Origin of the sequence: Bordetella genomosp. 8, from assembly GCF_002119685.1 — a bacterium.
GTDB lineage: Bacteria > Pseudomonadota > Gammaproteobacteria > Burkholderiales > Burkholderiaceae_B > Bordetella_C.
Genome location: NZ_CP021108.1, coordinates 5538271 through 5557083 on the forward strand (window position 1 = coordinate 5538271; position 18813 = coordinate 5557083).

13 protein-coding genes and 1 pseudogene are annotated in these 18813 nt (G+C 68.3%); 6 read left to right on the top strand and 8 right to left on the bottom strand.

What is annotated here, in order from left to right; all coding sequences use genetic code 11:
• Positions 1-214: 214 nt before the first annotated feature.
• From CAL12_RS25035 to CAL12_RS25055, 5 genes and pseudogenes are all read right to left on the bottom strand, one after another.
• Positions 215-922 (bottom strand): ABC transporter ATP-binding protein, encoded by a 708-nt coding sequence (locus CAL12_RS25035; protein WP_420042801.1) that lies wholly within the window; start codon positions 920-922, stop codon positions 215-217.
• Positions 923-969: 47 nt separating this feature from the next.
• Positions 970-1785, bottom strand: a complete 816-nt coding sequence (locus CAL12_RS25040) for an ABC transporter ATP-binding protein (protein WP_232464988.1) — start codon at positions 1783-1785, stop codon at positions 970-972.
• A gap of 126 nt (positions 1786-1911) precedes the next feature.
• Positions 1912-2853, bottom strand: a pseudogene (locus CAL12_RS25045) (branched-chain amino acid ABC transporter permease); the annotation flags it as partial.
• A gap of 2 nt (positions 2854-2855) precedes the next feature.
• A complete protein-coding gene (locus CAL12_RS25050; protein ID WP_086067076.1) occupies positions 2856-3776 on the bottom strand; it encodes a branched-chain amino acid ABC transporter permease in 921 nt (306 codons plus the stop codon).
• A gap of 7 nt (positions 3777-3783) precedes the next feature.
• Complete coding sequence (locus CAL12_RS25055; RefSeq protein ID WP_086067077.1) at positions 3784-4947, bottom strand: ABC transporter substrate-binding protein; 1164 nt, start codon at positions 4945-4947, stop codon at positions 3784-3786.
• A gap of 161 nt (positions 4948-5108) precedes the next feature.
• On the opposite strand from CAL12_RS25055, the gene CAL12_RS25060 reads away from it, so the two are divergent.
• The 6 genes from CAL12_RS25060 to CAL12_RS25085 all read left to right on the top strand — a co-directional run bounded on the left by CAL12_RS25060 (position 5109) and on the right by CAL12_RS25085 (position 10853).
• Positions 5109-6053, top strand: a complete 945-nt coding sequence (locus CAL12_RS25060) for an alpha/beta hydrolase (protein WP_086067078.1) — start codon at positions 5109-5111, stop codon at positions 6051-6053.
• Positions 6050-6547, top strand: coding sequence for a MarR family winged helix-turn-helix transcriptional regulator (locus CAL12_RS25065; protein WP_086067079.1), 498 nt, complete (start codon positions 6050-6052; stop codon positions 6545-6547). Before CAL12_RS25060 ends, CAL12_RS25065 begins: the two co-directional genes overlap by 4 nt.
• A 27-nt stretch (positions 6548-6574) precedes the next feature.
• Positions 6575-7618 (top strand): hypothetical protein, encoded by a 1044-nt coding sequence (locus CAL12_RS25070; RefSeq protein ID WP_086067080.1) that lies wholly within the window; start codon positions 6575-6577, stop codon positions 7616-7618.
• A 148-nt stretch (positions 7619-7766) separates the two neighbouring features.
• Positions 7767-8993: a bifunctional glutamate N-acetyltransferase/amino-acid acetyltransferase ArgJ gene (argJ, locus tag CAL12_RS25075; RefSeq protein WP_086068109.1), complete on the top strand. Its 1227-nt coding sequence runs from the start codon at positions 7767-7769 to the stop codon at positions 8991-8993.
• A 23-nt stretch (positions 8994-9016) separates the two neighbouring features.
• Positions 9017-9886, top strand: coding sequence for an ATP-binding protein (locus CAL12_RS25080; RefSeq protein WP_086067081.1), 870 nt, complete (start codon positions 9017-9019; stop codon positions 9884-9886).
• Positions 9879-10853, top strand: a complete 975-nt coding sequence (locus tag CAL12_RS25085; protein ID WP_086067082.1) for a Nudix family hydrolase — start codon at positions 9879-9881, stop codon at positions 10851-10853. Before CAL12_RS25080 ends, CAL12_RS25085 begins: the two co-directional genes overlap by 8 nt.
• On the opposite strand, the gene CAL12_RS25090 is transcribed toward CAL12_RS25085, so the two are convergent.
• From CAL12_RS25090 to CAL12_RS25100, 3 genes are all read right to left on the bottom strand, one after another.
• Positions 10825-12357 (bottom strand): efflux transporter outer membrane subunit, encoded by a 1533-nt coding sequence (locus CAL12_RS25090; protein ID WP_086068110.1) that lies wholly within the window; start codon positions 12355-12357, stop codon positions 10825-10827. The genes CAL12_RS25085 and CAL12_RS25090 overlap by 29 nt on opposite strands.
• 92 nt (positions 12358-12449) lie before the next feature.
• Positions 12450-15611 (bottom strand): efflux RND transporter permease subunit, encoded by a 3162-nt coding sequence (locus CAL12_RS25095; protein ID WP_086067083.1) that lies wholly within the window; start codon positions 15609-15611, stop codon positions 12450-12452.
• Positions 15608-18787, bottom strand: coding sequence for an efflux RND transporter permease subunit (locus CAL12_RS25100; protein WP_086067084.1), 3180 nt, complete (start codon positions 18785-18787; stop codon positions 15608-15610). Before CAL12_RS25100 ends, CAL12_RS25095 begins: the two co-directional genes overlap by 4 nt.
• Positions 18788-18813: the final 26 nt, after the last annotated feature.

An 18813-nucleotide genomic window follows, 5' to 3' on the forward strand; every position in this document is an offset into this window, starting at 1 on the left:
CGCGGGGCCACGTACGGTCGAGTCTAAGTGTAGAGGGCCGATCCTTGCGGATTACCCCTGAAGAAAAGCCAATTATGGCTGCTCCAAGCGGCTTAACGGGTGGACTTGCGTCAAGGCGGCGCAAAACAGCGATCGTGTACGTTTTAATGTCGTTTCTTTGCGTCGCCATGAGGAAAGCAAGCGCGGGCGGGTCCGGCCAGGCGCGGCGGCGGGTTCACACTCCCAGGTACCGCGTCCACAGCCCGCGATCCGCGTCCAGCTCGCCAGAATCGCCGGTCCAGACGATGCGGCCGCGCTCCAGGATGACGTGGCGGTCGGCCAGGGCCAGCAACCTGTCCACGTACTTGTCGATGACCAGGATGGTCTGGCCGGCTGCGCGCAAGCGCGCCAGGCAGGCCCAGATTTCCTCGCGCACCTTGGGGGCCAGGCCTTCGGTGGCCTCGTCCAGTATGAGCAGGCGGGGGTTGGTGACCAGCGCCCGCCCGATGGCCAGCATCTGCTGCTCGCCGCCGGACAACTGGTTGCCCATGTGGCCTGCGCGTTCGGCCAGACGCGGGAACATGGCGCAGACCCGCTCGGGCGTCCAGATCGCGGCATCGGCCGCCGCCGCGAGGCGGGCGCGCCGGGTGGCGAAGGCGGTCAGGTGCTCGCGCACAGTCAGGTTCGGAAAGCATTGCCGCCCTTCCGGCACGATGGCGATCCCGGCGCGCGCGACGCGGTCGGTGGCCCATCCGCCTATCTCCTGTCCATCGAAACCGATGCGGCCGGATTTCAGCGGCAGTTGCCCGTACAGCGTGCGCAGCAGCGTGGTCTTGCCCATGCCGTTGCGCCCAAGCAGCGTGACGACTTCGCCGGCGCCGATGGACAGGTCCACGCCGAACAGCACCTGGCTGGCGCCATAGCCGCTCTGCACGTCGCGCATTTCCAGCAACGGCGGGCTGCTTGCCGGCCCGCGACCGGCGCCAGGCGTCATGCCGCGGCGAGCGGGCTTGCGTCCATCTCGTCTCCAAGGTAAGCCTGGCGCACGGCCGGGTCGTTGCGGATCTGATCCGGCGTCCCCGTGGCGATGATGCGGCCGTAGACCAGCACCGAGATGCGATCGGCCAGACGGAATACGGCTTGCATGTCGTGTTCGACCAGCAGCATGGCGGCGCGTCCGCGCATGGTTTCGATCAGCTCGGTCAGGCGGGCGGTTTCATCCGGCCCCATGCCGGCCATCGGCTCGTCCAGCAGCAGCACGCTGGGGCGGGCGGCCAGCGCCAGGGCGAATTCCAGCTTGCGCTGCTCGCCGTGCGGCAAAGTGCCGGCCACCCTGTCCAACTGATCGGCCTCCAGCCCGCATTCGCGGGCCAGCGCCCGCGCGGCGGCGTACAAGGCGCGGTCGTCCGCGCGCGGTCGCCAGCCGCCCAGGCCACCGCCGTCATGGGCCTGGACGGCCAGCAGCAGATTGTCCCGGACCGGGAAGCGCTTGAATATATTGGTGATCTGATAGGAGCGCGACAGGCCGGCGGCCACGCGGCGATGCGCCGGCATGCGCGTGGTATCCACGCCATTCAGCAGCAGGACGCCGGCGTCCAGCGGCAGCGTGCCGGACAGCAGATGGATCAAGGTGGATTTGCCAGCGCCGTTCGGGCCGATCACCGCGTGTATCTCGCCGGGCAGCAAGGTCAGCGACAGGGAATCGGTCGCCACCAGGGCCCCGAAACGTTTCACCAGCCCCTGGGCTTGCAGCGCCGGGGGCGCGGCGTCGGCGGACCTGGGCGCTGCGGCCGCTGTGGCTGGTATAGCCGGTGTGGCCGGTGCGGCCGGTGTGCCCGGTGTGGCCGGGGCGGCATACATCGCCGGCGCCCCCGCTGTCGCAACCGCTGCATCCCGCGGCGTGGCCGGCCGCGCCTCCTCGTCGGCGCCCGGCGCGCGGCCGCGCGCGCCGAACCACGGCGCCACCAGCCCCGCCAGGCCGCGCGGCGCGGCGAAAACCACCAGCAGCAATACCAGGCCCAGCGGCAAGTGCCAGTATTCCGTCCACATCCGCAGCACTTCTTCCAGCGTCAACATCAGCGCCGCGCCGGCCAGGCCGCCATAGCGGAACCCCATGCCGCCCACCAGCACCATGATCAGCAGATTGGCCGACTGGGTCCAATGCATCAGGTTCGGCGACACGAACAGATTGTTGTTGGCCAGCAAGGCGCCGGCCAGGCCGGCCACGGCGCCGCCGATGACGAAGGCCGTCAGCTTGATGCGATACACCGGATAGCCCAGGGCCTCCATGCGCGACTCGTTTTCGCGCACGCCTTGCAGGGCGGCGCCGAAACGCGAAGCCACCAGCCGGTTAAGCAGCGCCGACAGCACCACGAACAGCAGCAGCACCGTGTAGTAGAACGGCACGTCGGCGCCCAGGTCGACGCCGGGCAAGGCGACCGGACCCGGCAGGTTCAGGCCATCCTCGCCGCCATACTGGCGCAGCGAAATGAAGACATAGAACAACATCTGCGCGAAGGCCAGCGTGATCATGATGAAGTACACGCCACGCGTGCGCAGCGATATCGCGCCGATGATCCACGCCAGCAGCGCGGCCAGCGCCACGGCCGCCGGCCAGACCACGAACGCGGAGCGCACGCCGGCCACGCCCAGCATCGCGGCCGCGTAGGCCCCCGCCCCGAAAAAGGCGGCGTGCCCCAGGGCGACCATGCCGCCATAGCCCAGCACCAGATTCAGGCCCGCGACGGCCAGCGCGAAAATCAGCACGCGCCGGACGAAGGAAATATAGAAGTCCAGGCCCACCATCGGCGCCACCAGCGGGAACAAGGCCAGCACCGCCACACCCACCACCGCCCACAGCCACGTATGCCGCATGATCAACCGCGCGCGGGGAAGAGGCCCGCGGGCCGGAACACCAGCACCACCGCCATCAACAGGTAAATGGACAGCGCGGCCAGCGTCGGGCCGACGCTGCCGGCGACCGATGGCGCGAAGACCTGCCGCAGCAGCAGCGGCAGGAAGGCACGCCCGGCGGTATCCACCATGCCGACCAGCAACGCGCCGACGAAAGCCCCGCGTATGGAGCCGATGCCGCCGATCACGATGCACACCAGCACCAGGATCAGGATGTCTTCGCCCATGCCCACCTGGACGGCCGTCAACGGCCCCAACAGCGCGCCGGCCACCGCGGCCAGCATGGCGCCCAGGCAGAAAACGCCCAGGAACAGCAGCGGCACGCGCACGCCCATCAGGGTGGCCATCTGGCGGTTGGATGCGCCCGCGCGCACCAGCACGCCGGCGCGGGTGCGGGTGACGAAGGCATACAGGCCCAGCGCCACCAGCAGGCCCACGGCGATGATCATCAGCCTGTAGGAGGAATACATCAGGTCGGGCAGCAGCCGCACCGGCCCGCTCAGCGCGGCCGGCGTCGCCAGCATCACGGGCGCGGGCCCCCAGATCATCTTGACCAGGTCGCCGGCGATCAGGATCACCGCATACGTGCCCAGCACCTGCGCCAGGTGGTCGCGCACCGCCAGCCGCCGTATCAGCACCAGCTCCAGCAGCGCGCCGATGATGCCCGTGGCCACCGCGGCCACGCACACGGCGGCCAGGAAGGAGCCGGTGCGCTGCATGGTTTCCGCGGCGACATAGGCCCCGGCCATGTAAAGCGAACCGTGGGCCAGGTTCAGGATGTCCATGATCCCGAACACCAGCGTCAGCCCGGCGGCGATCAGGAACAGCATCAACCCGAATTGCAGGCCGTTCAGCAGCTGCTCCAGAACCAGCGTGTATCCCATGGCGCCGTCAGAGCTTGCACTGGCCGACGTAGACGTCCTGGTAATGATCCACGGCCTTGCCCACCAGCTTGTTGGTCACGCGGCCGCTACCGTCCTTGTCCACCACGCGCGTGTAGTACGCCTGGATGGGATAGTGATTGACCCCGTACGTGAACTTGCCGCGCACCGACGGAAAGTCCGCCTTGGCCAGGGCCGCGATGATCGCCTGGCGATCCCCCGCCTTGCCGCCGCTCTGGCGCACCGCCGCGTCCATGGCCATGATCACGTCGTAGGCCTGGGCGGCGTACAGCGAGGGATAGCGGCCGTTGTATTCCTTGCGGAAGGCGGCGACGAAGTCCTTGTTGGCCGGCACGTCCAGGTCATGCGCCCACTGGGCGGTGTTGTACATGCCCACCATATCGGCGCCCACGGCCTGGATCACGTCCTCGTCGGCGGAAAAGCCGGGGCCGACCAGTGCGATCCCGTTCTTCAGCCCCGCGCCGACGAACTGCTTGATGAAGTTGATGCCCATGCCGCCGGGCAGGAAGATGTAGACGGCATCCGGCTTGGCGGCGCGCACCTGGGCCAGCTCCGCGGCATAGTCCAGCTGGCCCAGCTTGGTGTAGATCTCGTCGGCCACCGGCGCCTTGTAGCCCCGCTTGAAGCCGGTCAAGGCATCGCGGCCCGCGGGATAGTCGGGCGCGATGATCAGCATCTTCTTGTAGCCGCGATCGGCCGCCATCTTGCCGGCGACCTCATGGAACGCGTCGTTCTGGTAAGCCGTGCCGAACCAGTAGGCGTTGCATTGCTCGCCGGCATACTGGCTGGGCCCCGGATTGTTGGATAGATAGGGCACCTTGGCGGCGAACAGCGCGGGGCCGACGGCCAGCGCCACGTTCGAGCCTATCGGTCCAGTAAAGAAGTCGACCTTCTCACGCTGGATGTACCGGGTCACCAACTGGCGCGCCTGGTCCGGATTGCCGCCCATATCGGTCTGCAGGAATTCGGCGGGCTGGCCGCCCAGCTTGCCGCCCAGTTGCTTGATGGCCAGGTTGAAGCCATCGCGCGCTTCGGCGCCCAGGGCCGAGAACGGGCCGGAAATGTCATTGGCGATGCCGACCTTGATGGCGTCCGCGGAAGCGATGCCGGGCAGCAGCGCGACGGCCGCGAGTAGAGACGGGATGAAACGCATGCGATGCTCCTGGCGCGAGCCGCGCCGGCCGGTTCTTGAAAGTGTGGGATGCGATTCCAGAGACCGCCGGCGCTAGAAATTCCCCCTGCGCGCTGGCGTCCGACATAGTTTAGGTTTAAAGTAATGTGCGGAACAAGTCTAGGGTTTTTACCAATACCCCCATGGCCACTCTCTATCGCGACTACGATCGCGCCGCGCTGGACGACCAGTACAACGCACGCGCCACGGTACCGGATTTCAGCGTCATCACGCGCCAGTATGCCGAAGAAAGCGCGCGGGCGCGCGCCACCCTGCCATGCATGCTGGATGTGGCCTATGGCGATCATCCCGACGAAACGCTGGACATCTTCCCCGCCGCCGAGCGCGCACGCGCGTCCACAGGACCGGCGCCGGTCTTCGTCTTCCTGCATGGCGGCTATTGGCGGCTGCTGTCCAAGGACGACTCCAGCAGCATGGCGCCCGCCTTCACGCGCGCCGGCGCCATGCTGGTGGCGGTGAATTATTCCCTGGCGCCGGCGGTCACGCTGGACCATATCGTCGACCAGATACGCCGCGCCATGGCCTGGCTGCACCGCAATGTCGCCGCCCATGGCGGCGATCCCGCCCGCATCCACGTCGGCGGCAGTTCGGCCGGCGGCCACCTGACCGGCATGCTGCTGACCGACGACTGGCAGGCCCGCTACGGCGTGCCGGCCGATATCGTGCGCGGCGCCGCGCCGCTGTCCGGACTGTTCGACATGACGCCGCTGGTGCATACGCACATCAATGACTGGATGCGCCTGACGCCGGAAGACGCCGCCCGCAACAGCCCGATGCTGCACCTGCCGGCCAGGCCCTGTCCGGTGGTCGCCAGCCATGGCGAAAACGAAACCGACGAGTTCAAGCGGCAGACCCGCGATTACGTGGACGCGCTGCGCGCCCGTGGAGGCGACGCCCGTTATGTGGCGACCCCGGGCAGCAACCACTTCGACATCGTGTTGCGCCTGAACGACCCGGACGCGCCGATCACCCGTGCCATCTTCGCCCAGATGGGATTGTCCGCGGCCGGGCCGGACACGGCGGCGCAACCCGCCCGGCCGACCGACGGCGCCGCGCCCCAGCCATGACCCAGGCCCCCGACCTGGAGTCGCGCGCCGCGCCGGACGATCACCACGCGCTGCGCCTCTGGCTGCGCCTGCTGACCTGCGCCAACCTGGTGGAAGGCGAAATCCGCGGCCGCCTGCGCGCCGAATTCGACACCACCCTGCCGCGCTTCGACCTGATGGCGCAACTGCAGCGCGCGCCCAAGGGCATGAAGATGGGCGAGCTGTCGCGCCACATGATGGTGACCAACGGCAATATCACCGGCATCACCGATCAGCTGGAAAAGGAAGGCCTGGTCATGCGCACCAAGGTGGCGTCCGACCGCCGCAGCTCGCTGATCAAGTTGACCCCCCTGGGACGCAGGACCTTCGCCCGCATGGCGCGGGCGCACGAGGCCTGGGTGAAGGATTTATTGTCGGGTTTACCGGAAAGCAGCCGCCACGCGCTCTTTCAGACGCTCGGAGAGCTTAAACTCCAGGTCGTGGCCAGCCGCGCCCGCGCGCGGCCGTCCACCTGACTTCCTCAACGATCCGTCAAAACCCCGATGATTCCGGTCGCGCTGCCCGGCGGCAACTTCTATCCCATGCTGGCCGTTTCGCTGGTCTGCCTGGCGACGTTGCTGACGTGGATCGCCGTGCTTTGCACCAACCGCCAGGCCCGGCTGCGCCTGCGCGCCCGGCCGCGCAGCAACGCGGTGGCGATGCTGGCCCTGGCCGTGATCGGCGGCATCTTCCCCGCACGCCTTGCGCTGCACTGGATCGACGGCCGCCAGGCCGCGGCGGAGGAAGCCGCCCACACCATGGTCCTGGACGGCCCGCGCACGCTGGCGGGCATCGATATGCCGGCCGGCACGCGCCTGCTGGTGCGGGTGGCCGGACAACCGGACACCTTCGAAGCGGCGCGCTTTCCCCGCCCGGTGCCCGTCGCCGGCATGCCCGTGATCGGCCTGCAGCGCTACCTGGCCAAGGCCGGCGCGCGGGAATACCGCGCTACCGGCGCGTCTGGCACCTTGCCGGTGGACGAAGCCGCCGACGGCTGGCGCTGCACGCGCGGCCACAAGGTCGAATTCAAGCCGGGCGAAGACGGGGCGCTGCGCTTCAGCAGCTGCCATCTGGCCGCGGGCAACCAGCTGGATGGACAACCCTTGCCGGCCGGCACCTGGGTGGCGCTGCGCCAGGGCGCCCGCCCGGCCAGCGACTTCCAGCATGTGGACGGCTGGCTGTTGCGCACCGATGGCAGCGAAGCTTCCTCGATCGCCGGCATGCCGCTGCTCAAGGCGGACCTGCGCCTGGACCGCGCGCGCAAGCTGGTCTGGTTCGAAGGCAGCCTGGCCCGGGAATACGTGCTGGGACCGATGACCTATCCCGCCGGTACGCGGGTGGCGACGGCCGGCGCGGCGGTGGCCGGCGCCAAGCCGGGCGACCTGGTCTTCAGCCCCTCGCGCGGCCGCTCCGCCGGCCGCGACGACGGCGACGACGTGCCGTCGGGCAAATCGGTGCTGCAGGCGCCGGACGGTACGGTGCGCGGCGTGATGAGCAACCGCGCCGCCGGCGTGCTGGACGTCGCCGCCATCGGCACGACCCCTTAGCACCGGTTCACAGTCCTGGCGCAAAAGGCTGGGATAATAGGCGACTTTTCCGCCGCTTACGCGCGCCGTCGCGGGCATGCACGCCCGACGCAAGGAGCGGCGATTCGTCCACCGCCGGTCCGCCGCGACCGCCACAGAGACCGCATACATGGCCGTCAATCTGAAGATCCCTTCCGAATCCGAAATTCATCCCGTGGCCGGCGTCGAGATCGGCGTCGCCGAAGCCGGCATCCGCAAGGCCGGACGGCGGGACCTGACCGTATTCCGCCTGGCCGGCGGCGCGACCGTGGCGGGGGTGTTCACGCGCAACCGTTTCCGTGCCGCGCCCGTTCAGGTGTGCGAAAGCCATCTGGCGAGCGGCGACGCGATCACCGCGCTGGTGATCAATACCGGCAACGCCAACGCGGGCACGGGGGCGGACGGCCTGGCCCGCACGCACGAAACCTGCAAGGCGCTGGCCGGCCTGCTGAACATCAAGCCGACCCAGGTCCTGCCCTTCTCCACCGGCGTGATCCTGGAGCCCCTGCCGGTCGATCGCCTGGTCGCCGGCCTGCCCCGCGCCATCGCGGCGCTGGCACCGGACAACTGGATGAATGCCGCGCACGGCATCATGACGACCGACACCCTGCCCAAGATCGCCTCGTCGCGCAGGACCATCGGCGGCAAGACTGTCACCATCACGGGCATCAGCAAGGGCGCCGGCATGATCCGGCCGAATATGGCGACGATGCTGGGCTTCCTGGCGACCGACGCCGGCTTCGCGCGCCCCTTGCTGGAAAAGCTGACGCGCCAGATCGCCGATCTGTCCTTCAACCGCATCACGGTCGACGGCGATACCTCCACCAACGATTCCTTCATCGTGATCGCCACCGGCCAGTCGGGCCTGCGCGTGGATAGCGAAAACGATCCGCACTATGCGGAACTGGCCAAGGCCCTGGGCGATGCCGCCGCCGAACTGGCGCAGAAGATCGTGCGCGATGCCGAAGGCGCCACCAAGTTCATCACGATACGGGTGGAAGAAGCCGGCACCACGGAAGAAGCGCTGAAGGTCGCCTATTCCGTGGCCCATTCGCCGCTGGTCAAGACGGCGTTCTATGCTTCCGATCCCAACCTGGGCCGCATCCTGGCGGCGGTGGGCTACGCCGGTATCGACGACCTGGACGTCAGCCGGCTGCGCCTGTGGCTGGACGACGTGCTGGTCGCCACGCAGGGTGGGCGCAATCCCGACTACCAGGAAGAAGACGGCCAGCGGGTGATGAAGCAGGCCGAGATCCTCGTGCGCATCGCGCTGGGCCGCGGCCAGGTCGCCGACACCGTGTACACCTGCGACTTCTCGCACGAGTACGTCAGCATCAACGCGGACTACCGGTCCTGATCGACGCAATTGGAATCACGCTCGTGAACGCTGCTCCCGACTTCACCAACCTGATCGCCCGCGCCGAGCGCGTGCTGGCGCAACTCGAAGCGTATCTTCCGCCCGCTCCGCCCGACATCGACTGGAACGCGCACGCCTTCCGCTGGCGCAAGCGCGGCTCCCGCGGCTGGCTGGACGCCGTGCGGCACGTCGCTCGCATCGATCTGGAAGACCTGCAACACATCGAGCGCCAGAAGGCCATCATCGATCGCAACACCCAGCAGTTCCTGGAGAAAAAGCCCGCCAACAACGTGCTGATGACCGGCGCGCGCGGGACCGGCAAGAGCTCCCTGGTCAAGGCCATGCTGGCCGCGTACGCGCCGCGCGGCCTGCGCCTGATCGAAGTCGACAAGTCCGACCTGGGCGACCTGGCGGACATCGTCGAACTGGTCGATGCGCGGCCGGAACGCTTCATCGTTTTCTGCGACGACCTGTCCTTCGAAGAAGGCGAAGCCGGCTACAAGGCGCTCAAGTCCGTGCTGGATGGCTCGGTGGCGGCGTCCGGCGACAACGTGCTGATCTACGCCACGTCCAACCGCCGGCACCTGATGCCGGAATACATGAGCGAAAACCTGCAGGCCAAGCACCAGCCCGACGGGGAGATCCATCCCGGCGAAACCGTGGAAGAAAAAATCTCGCTGTCCGAACGCTTCGGCCTGTGGCTGTCCTTCTATCCCTTCCGCCAGGACGACTACCTGGACATCGTGCGCCACTGGCTGCGCGAACTGGGTTGCCCGGAAGAACACATCGAAGAATCCCGCACCGAAGCGCTGCAATGGACCATCGAGCGCGGCTCGCGGTCGGGCCGCGTGGCGTATCAGTTCGCGCGCGACTGGGCGGCGCGGCATGTCTGAGCAGATACTCGACGTCGCGGCCGGGCTGATCCTGCGGCCGGATGGCAAGCTGCTGCTGGGGCAACGGCCGGAAGGCAAGCCCTGGGCGGGCTGGTGGGAATTGCCGGGCGGCAAGCTCGAGCCCGGCGAAAGCGTGCTGGAGGCGCTGGCGCGCGAGCTGGATGAAGAGCTGGGCATACAGGTGACCGCGGCGACGCGCTGGGTCACCTACGTGCATGCCTATCCCCACACCACCGTGCGCCTGGCCTTCTGCCGGGTGACCGGCTGGCGGGGCGAGCCGCGCGGGCTGGAGAACCAGCGGCTGGAATGGGTGGATCCGGCGCATGCGCAGGGCGTGGGGCAATTGCTGCCCGCGACCTTGCCGCCTTTGCGCTGGCTGCGCCTGCCGGATATCTACGGCATCAGCAACATCGGGAGTCCGGCGGGGTTGCCGGGCTTCATGGCGCGGCTGCGCCATGCGCTGGAGCGTGGGGTGCGGCTGGTGCAGCTACGCGAGCCGGGCTGGCCGGACGGCCCCGCGTCCGCCAGCCTGCATCAGGCCTTGCAGGACGTGTTGCGCGTATGCCGGACGGCCGGGGCGCGCGTGCTGGTGAACAGCGTCCATCCGCAGTCCTGGTGGACGGAGGCCGATGGCGTGCACCTGCGCGCCGCGGATGCCGCTGCGCTGGCGCAACGGCCGCTGGCACGCGACGGCTACTGGGTCGGCGTATCGGTGCACGACGCCGCGCAGATGGCGCAGGCGCGGACCTTGGACGCGGATTTTGCAGTGGTGGGCCCGGTGGCCGAAACCGCCAGCCATCCGGGACAGGCGGGCCTGGGCTGGCAAGCCTTCATGGACATCAACCGGGATGCCGGCCTGCCCGCCTATGCGATCGGCGGACAGGGACCGGACACCATGGCCGCCGCGCGCGAGCACGGCGCCCACGGCATCGCGGCGATCAGGGCTGTTTTCCCGGCGCAGGCATAGGCGCCTGCGTTGTCGCGGGCATAGGCGTAGGCGCTGGCGACGTTGGCGCTGGTGTCGTCGCCGACGCACCCGCAGCCGCGGACGCCTGCGACATCGTCGGCGCATCGACATCGCCATCCCAGCCGCCGCCCAGCGCCGCGATCAGCTGCACGCTGGCGACCAGCCGGTTGCCCATCAGCGAAATCGCCTGTCGCTCGGAGCTCAAGGCGGTGTTTTCCAGCACCGCCACGCTCAGGTAATCCACCAGCCCTTGCTGGTACTGATTGCGCGTCAGTTGCAACGATTCGCGCGCCGCTTCCAGCGCCCGTTGCTGCACCTGCTGTTCGCGATCGTAGACCCGCAGCTGGATCATGGTGTCTTCCACCTCACGCAGCGCGCCCAGCACAACCTGCCTGTAGGCAGCCGCCTGCGCATCGTAGGCGGCCCGCGCCGATTCGACCTGGGACGCCCGCAAGCCGGCGTCGAACAGCGTCTGCGCCAGGGCCGGCCCGATCGACCAGAAGCGCGCCGGCGCGGTCAGCCACTGCGCGAACTGCCCGCTGCGGAAACCGCCGTCGGCGCTCAGCGTCAGATCCGGGAACCAGGCCGCCTGCGCCACCCCGATCTGCGCATTGGCCTGCGCCGTGCGGCGTTCCGCGCCGGCGACGTCGGGCCGGCGTTCCAGCAGTTGCGACGGCAGGCCGACCGGAATCGCCGGCACCTTCTGCGTGAACGACATGCGCGACAGCGACAGCTTCGATGGCGGCTGGCCGACCAGCACGGCGATGGCATGCTCGAACTGCCCGCGTTGCCATTCCAGGTCCACCCACTGCGCGCGCGTGTTCTCCAGTTGCGTGCGGGCAACCGCCACGTCCGACTTGGCGGCCACGCCGGCGTTGTAGCGGTTCACGGTCAACTGCAGGGACTTCTCGTTGGTCTCCACGGTTTCCCGCAGCAGGCGGTCCTGCTCGTCCAGCACGCGCAACTGGAAGTAGTTCTGCGCCAGGGTGCTTTGCGCGCTGAGCCGCGCGGCCGCCAGGTCCGCGGCGCTGGCCTGCGCCCCGGCCCGGCTGGCTTCGACGGAGCGCCGCACCGAACCCCAGATGTCGGCTTCCCAGCTGACGGAGCCGGTCAGCGAATAGGTATTGCCGACGGTGCCGCCGGCGCCCGATGACCCCGCCCCGCCGCCCGAACGGGTCACGCCCGCGCCCACGCCTACCGTCGGGAACAAGGCCGAGCGCGCGCCGCGCACCAGCGCCTGCGCCTGTCGATAGTTCGCCTCGGCCTGCGCGATGTCCAGGTTGGCGGCGTCCAGTTGCCGCATCAGGTCGTCCAGGATGGGATCCTGATAGACCCGCCACCACGCGCCGCGATCCGCCAGTTCATTGGGCTGCGCCGGCTTCCAGCCCGGCGTATCTTCCTGGCCTTCCTTGAACTGCGTCCCCACGTCCACCGCCGGACGCACGTAATCGGGGCCGACCGCGCAGGCCGCCAGGGCGCCGCACAGGCCCAGCATCGAGACCATCCGCGCCAGCCTGGCACGCGGCCGGCCGCGGATCGGAAAACGCTGCGACGTAAGCTGCGTCGATAGGGTCGACGGACGGGTCAACGAACGGCTCATGAATAATCCGTGGAAGGCGCGACGGCGCGCGCGGCGCGGCGTCGCCGCGCCCAGTGGCGCAAACGATCCAGATAGAGATAAACGACGGGCGTGGTGTACAGGGTCAACACCTGGCTGACCACCAGCCCGCCGACGATGGTGATACCCAGCGGCTGGCGGATCTCGGCGCCCGTGCCGGTCGCGACCACCAGGGGGATCGCGCCCATGATGGCCGCCAGGGTGGTCATCATGATGGGGCGGAATCGCGTCACACAGGCCTGGAAGATGGCTTCGCGCGGCATCAGTCCCTGGCCGCGTTCGGCAGCCAGCGCGAAGTCCACCATCATGATGGCGTTCTTCTTGACGATCCCGATCAGCAGGAACACCCCGATCAGCGCGATCACCGTGAACTGGCTGCGCATCACCATCAGCGCCAGCAGGGCGCCGATGCCGGCGGATGGCAATGTGGACAGGATCGTGAACGGGTGCACGAAGCTTTCGTACAGGATGCCCAGCACGATATACATGGTCACCAGCGCCGCCAGTATCAGCAGCGGCTGCTGTTGCTGGGTCTGCTGGGCCGCCGCCGCGGTGCCCTGGAAGCTGGCCTGGATCTGGTCCGTCGGCAGGCCGATGCGCGCCACGGCGTTGTCGATGGCCTCGCTGGCCTGGCCCAGCGACACGCCCGGCGCCAGGCTGAACGAAATCGTGTCGGCCACGAACAGGCCCTGATGCTGCACGCTCAGCGGTGCGCTACCCACCTCGAAGGACGCGAACGACGCCAGCGGCACGCGGGCGCCCGTGCTGGTCACCACGTCGACCTTGCGCAGCGACTGCGCGTCCTGCGCGAAACTCTGCGGCACGCCCAATATCACGTGATACTGGTTCAACGGCCCGTACATGACCGACACCTGCCGCTGGCTGAAGGAGTTGTTCAGCACGGCCGAGATATCCGACATGCTGACCCCCAGCCGCGTCGCCGCTTCGCGGTCGATCACCAGATTGACCTGCTGGCCCTTGTCCTCGACGTCCGTATCCACGTCCACCAGTTCCGGCAACGTTGCCAGGGCCTGCTGCACGCGCGGCATCCAGGTGCGCAGCATCGACAGATCGCTGGCCATCAGGGCATAGTCGTACGAGCCCGTACTGCTGGCCCGTCCGCCGATGCGGATATCCTGCTGCGCCACCAGGAACATGCGCGCGCCGGGAATGCTCTGCAAACGCCCGCGCAGACGTTCTATCACCACGTCCGCCGACACGCCGCGTTCGGACAGCGGCTTGAGCTGGATCTGCATGAAGCTGCTGTTGCTGCCGCCGCGCCCGCCGGCGTAGCCGGTCATGCTCTGCACGGCGGGATCCGACAGCACGACCTTGCGCATGTACTCCAACTTGGGCACCGTCGCCTGGAAAGAGGTCCCCTGGTCGACCCGGAAAAAGCCCAGCAACTGGCCCGTATCCTGGTTCGGGAAAAAGCCCTTGGGCACGATGACGTACAGGTAAACGTTCAGGCACACCGTCAGCAGCAGCACCACCATGACCAGGGGCCCGTGGTTCAGCGTCCAGCCCAGCGAGCGCGCATAGCCGTCGCTCAGCCGCTGGAAGCCGCGCTCGGACCACTGGCCCATCCGCGCCAGCAGCGCGCGGACGCGGCCGGGATGGCGGCGGTCGCCGGCGGCGCCTTCGCGCTCACTCTCCGGGCGTTCGGCGCGCAGCAGCTTGCCGCACATCATCGGCGTCAGCGTCAGCGACGTCACCAGCGACACCAGGATGGATGCCGACAGCGTAACGGCGAACTCGCGGAAGAAGCGTCCCACCACCCCGCCCATCAACAGAATGGGAATGAACACGGCCACCAGCGACAGGCTCATCGACAGCACCGTAAAGCCGACCTCGCGCGCGCCGCGCATGGCGGCGCGCACCGGCGGCATGCCTTTTTCGATGTAGCGCATGATGTTTTCCAGCACCACGATGGCATCGTCCACGACGAAGCCCGTGGCGACGATCAGCGCCATCAGCGAAATGGTGTTCAGCGTGTAGCCGCACAGGTACATGATGCTGAAGGTGCCGATCAGCGACACCGGCACCGCCACGCTGGGTATCAGCGCCGCGCGCACCCGCCGCAGGAACACCAGCACCACGATCATGACCAGGCCGACGGCGATCGCCAGCGTCAGCTCGGCCTCGTGCAGCGAGGCGCGGATACTGGGCGAACGGTCCTGCGCCACCCGGATCTCCACGTCGCCGGGCATCTGCGCCTGCAGCTGCGGCAGCTCCTCGCGCAGGTCGTCGACAACCTTGATGATGTTGGCCGCGGCCTCGCGGCGCACGATCAGCAGGATGGCCTTGCGTTCGTTGTAGAAACCGGTCTGGAACAGGTCCTCGACCGAATCCTCGACCGTGGCCACGTCGGACAGCCGCACGGGCGCGCCATCGCGCCACGCCACGATCAGCGGCCGGTACTGCGCGGCCTTGCTCAACTGGTCGCTGGCCATGATGGTCCACTGGTAATCACCGTTCTCGATGAAGCCCTTGGGCCGGTTGGCGTTGGCATTCGATAGCGCGGTACGCACCTCGTCCAGCGACACGCCGCGATTCGTCAGCGCGCCGGGCAGCACCTCGACCCGCACGGCCGGCAGCGAGCTGCCGCCCACGGTCACGTCGCCGACGCCGTTCACCTGCGACAGCTTCTGCGCCACGATGGTCGACGCCAGGTCATACAGCTCGCCCTGTGTGTGCGTGCTGGACGTCAGCGCCAGCGTCATGATGGGCGCGGCCGACGGATTCGCCTTGCGATAGGTGGGATTGCTTTTCAGGCCGCTGGGCAGCAGCGTGCGCGACGCATTGATGGCGGCCTGCACGTCGCGCGCGGCGCCGTCGATATCGCGGCTCAGGTCGAACTGCAGCGTGATGCGCGTCGATCCCTGCGTGCTGCTGGACGTCATCTCCGTCACGCCGGCGATGGCGCCCAACGCGCGTTCCAGCGGTGTCGCCACGCTGGACGCCATGGTCTCCGGACTGGCGCCCGGCAGGCTGGCCGTGACGGAGATCGTCGGAATATCCACTTCGGGCAGCGGCGCCACCGGCAGCAGGCGGAAGGCCAGCGAACCCGCCAGCACGACCGCCAGCGCCAGCAGCGTGGTCGCCACCGGGCGCACGATGAAGGGCGCCGACAGGATCATCGCTGCGCCTCGGCGGTGCCGGTCTGCGGCCGCTTGCGCCAGCGGCGGGCCAGGCGGTCGAACATCAGGTAGATGACGGGCGTGGTGAACAGCGTCAGCACCTGGCTGACCAGCAGGCCGCCCACCATCACCAGGCCCAGCGGCTGGCGCAGCTCCGATCCCGTACCGGTCGAAAGCATCAGCGGCACCGCGCCGAACAAGGCCGCCAGCGTCGTCATCAGGATGGGCCGGAAGCGCAGCAACGCCGCTTCGTGAATGGCTTCACGCGGCGGCAGGCCGCGCTTGCGCTCGGCTTCCAGGGCAAAATCGATCATCATGATCGCATTCTTCTTGACGATCCCGATCAGCAGGATGATGCCGATGATGCCTATCATGTCCAGCTCGGTGCGCGTCAGCAGCAGCGCCAGCAGCGCGCCGACCCCGGCCGACGGCAGGGTCGACAGGATGGTCACCGGGTGGATGAAGCTTTCATACAGCACGCCCAGCACGATGTACATGGTGACGATCGCGGCCAGGATCAGCCACAGTGTGCTGGTCAAGGAATTCTGGAAGGCCTGCGCCGCGCCCTGGAAGCGCGTTTCGATGCCGGCGGGCAGGCCCATGTCCTGTTCGGCGGCATGGATGGCCGCCACGGCGTCCGACAACGAAGCGCCGGGCGCCAGGTTGAACGACACCGTCACCATGGGGAACTGGTCCAGCCGGTTGATCGCCAGCACCGTGCTGGATTCGCTGATGCGCGCCACGCTGGTCAGCGGGACCTGCGTGCCGGCGGCCGTCGGCACATAGATCTGTGCCAGCGCGTCGGGGCCGCGGCTGAACTGTGGCTGCACCTCCAGCACGACCCGGTACTGCGCCGATTGCGTGAAGATGGTGGAAATCAGGCGTTGCCCGAAGGCGTTGTACAGGGCCTCGTCGATCACCGCGGCGGTAATGCCCAGGCGCGATGCCGCGTCGCGGTCGATGTCGATATACGTTTCCAGGCCCTCGTCCTGCAGGTCGTCGGTCACGTCGGCCAGCTGCGGCAACTGGCGCAGCCGCTCGACCACGCGGGGCGTCCAGGCGCTCAGCATCTGCAGGTCGGGATTGGACAGCGTCAGCTGGTATTGCGTGCGGGCGATGCGGTCCTCGATGGTCAGGTCCTGCACCGGCTGCATATAGACCGTCATGCCCTGCACCTTGGCCAGCGACTGGCGCAGGCGCGCCAGGACTTCGGGCATCGAGCCTTCGCGTTGCTCGCGCGGCTTCAGCGCGATCTGGATGCGCCCGGCGCTCAGGGTGGCGTTGCTGCCGTCCACGCCGATGAACGACGACACGGTCTGCACGTCCGGATCGGCCAGGATGACGCGGGCGGCCTCCTGCTGGCGTTCCGCCATGGCCTGGAAGGAAATGGTCTGCGGCCCTTGCGTGATGGCCTGGATCAGGCCGGTGTCCTGCGGCGGGAAAAAGCCTTTCGGCACGACGGCGTACAGCAGCACCGTCAGCGCGAAGGTGGCCAGCGCCACCAGCAGCGTCAAGGGCTGGTGGTTCAGCACGACCCGCAGCATGCGGTCGTAGCCGGCGATCGTGCGATCGATGGCCGCGCCCGTCCATCGATGGAAACGGCCGTGCTGGGCCACCGGCCGCGCCGGCTGGCCCGGCGCCGTGGGCACGCCATCGTCCGGCAGCGGCCGGCCCGCGGCGTCGCGCGCCGGCTTGCCTTCGGGCTTCAGCAGCCGCGCGCACATCATGGGCGTCAGGGTCAGCGACACCAGCAGCGAGATCAGGATGGACACCGCCAGCGTGATGGCGAACTCGCGGAACAGGCGGCCCACCACCTCGGTCATGAACAGCAGGGGAATCAGCACCGCGATCAGCGAGAACGTCAGCGAGATCAGCGTGAAGCCGATCTGGCCCGCGCCCTTCAACGCCGCCTGCAATGGCGTTTCGCCTTCTTCCAGATGGCGCGCGATGTTTTCGATCATGACGATGGCGTCATCCACCACGAAGCCCGTGGCGATGGTCAGCGCCATCAAGGTCAGGTTGTTGATGCTGAAGCCGGCCAGGTACATGATGCCGAACGTACCGATCAGCGACAGCGGCACCACCACGCTGGGGATCAGCGTGGCCGTCAGGCTGCGCAGGAACAGGAAGGTCACCATGACGACCAGCCCGATCGACAGCAGCATTTCGAAGCGCACGTCGGCGATGGAATCCCGGATGGTCTGGGTGCGGTCGGCCACCACGGTCACGTCCAGCGTGGCGGGCAGCGATGATCGCAGCTGCGGCAGCAGCGCGTTGATGCGGTTCACCACGTCGATGACGTTGGCGCCCGGCTGGCGCTGCACGTTCAGCAGCACCGCCGGCTTGTCGCCGGCCCACGCGGCCTGGCGCACGTCCTCGGCGCCCTGCACCGCCTTGGCCACGTCCGACAGCCGCAGCGGCGCATTGTTGCGATAGGCGATGATCAGGTCGTTATAGTCGGTGGGCGCCTTCAACTGGTCGTTGGCGTTGATCGTCGTCGACCGTCGCGGCCCGTCCAGGTTGCCCTTGGGCTGGTTGACGTTGGCGGCGACGATGGCGGTGCGCAGGTCCGACATCGCCAGCCCGTTGGCCGCCAGCGCCTGCGGATTCACCTGTATGCGCACGGCCGGCCGCTGGCCGCCGGCGATGCTGACCAGCCCCACGCCGGGAATCTGCGACAGCTTTTGCGCCATGCGCGTATCGATCAGGTCGCGCACCTGCGGCAGCGGCATGGTCGGCGACGTGATGCCCAGGGTCAGCACAGGCGCGTCGGCCGGGTTGACCTTGTTGTAGGTGGGCGGCAGCGGCAGATCGGACGGCAGCAGGTTGGACGCCGCATTGATGGCGGCCTGCACCTCCTGCTCGGCCACGTCCAGCGAGATGTCCAGCGTGAACTGCAGGGTGATGACGGATGCCCCGCCCGAACTGGTGGAAGACATCTGGTTCAGGCCGGGCATCTGGCCGAACTGCCGCTCCAGCGGCGAAGTCACCAGCGACGTCATCACGTCCGGGCTGGCGCCGGGATACAGCGTCACCACCTGGATGGTCGGGTAATCGACTTCCGGCAGCGCGGAGACGGGCAGCAGCCGATAGGCGATCAGGCCGGCGATCAGGATCGCCACCATCGTCAGCGTGGTGGCGACCGGCCGCAGGATGAAGACGCGGGAGGGACTCACGGGCGGGGGCTCACGGGCGGAAACTC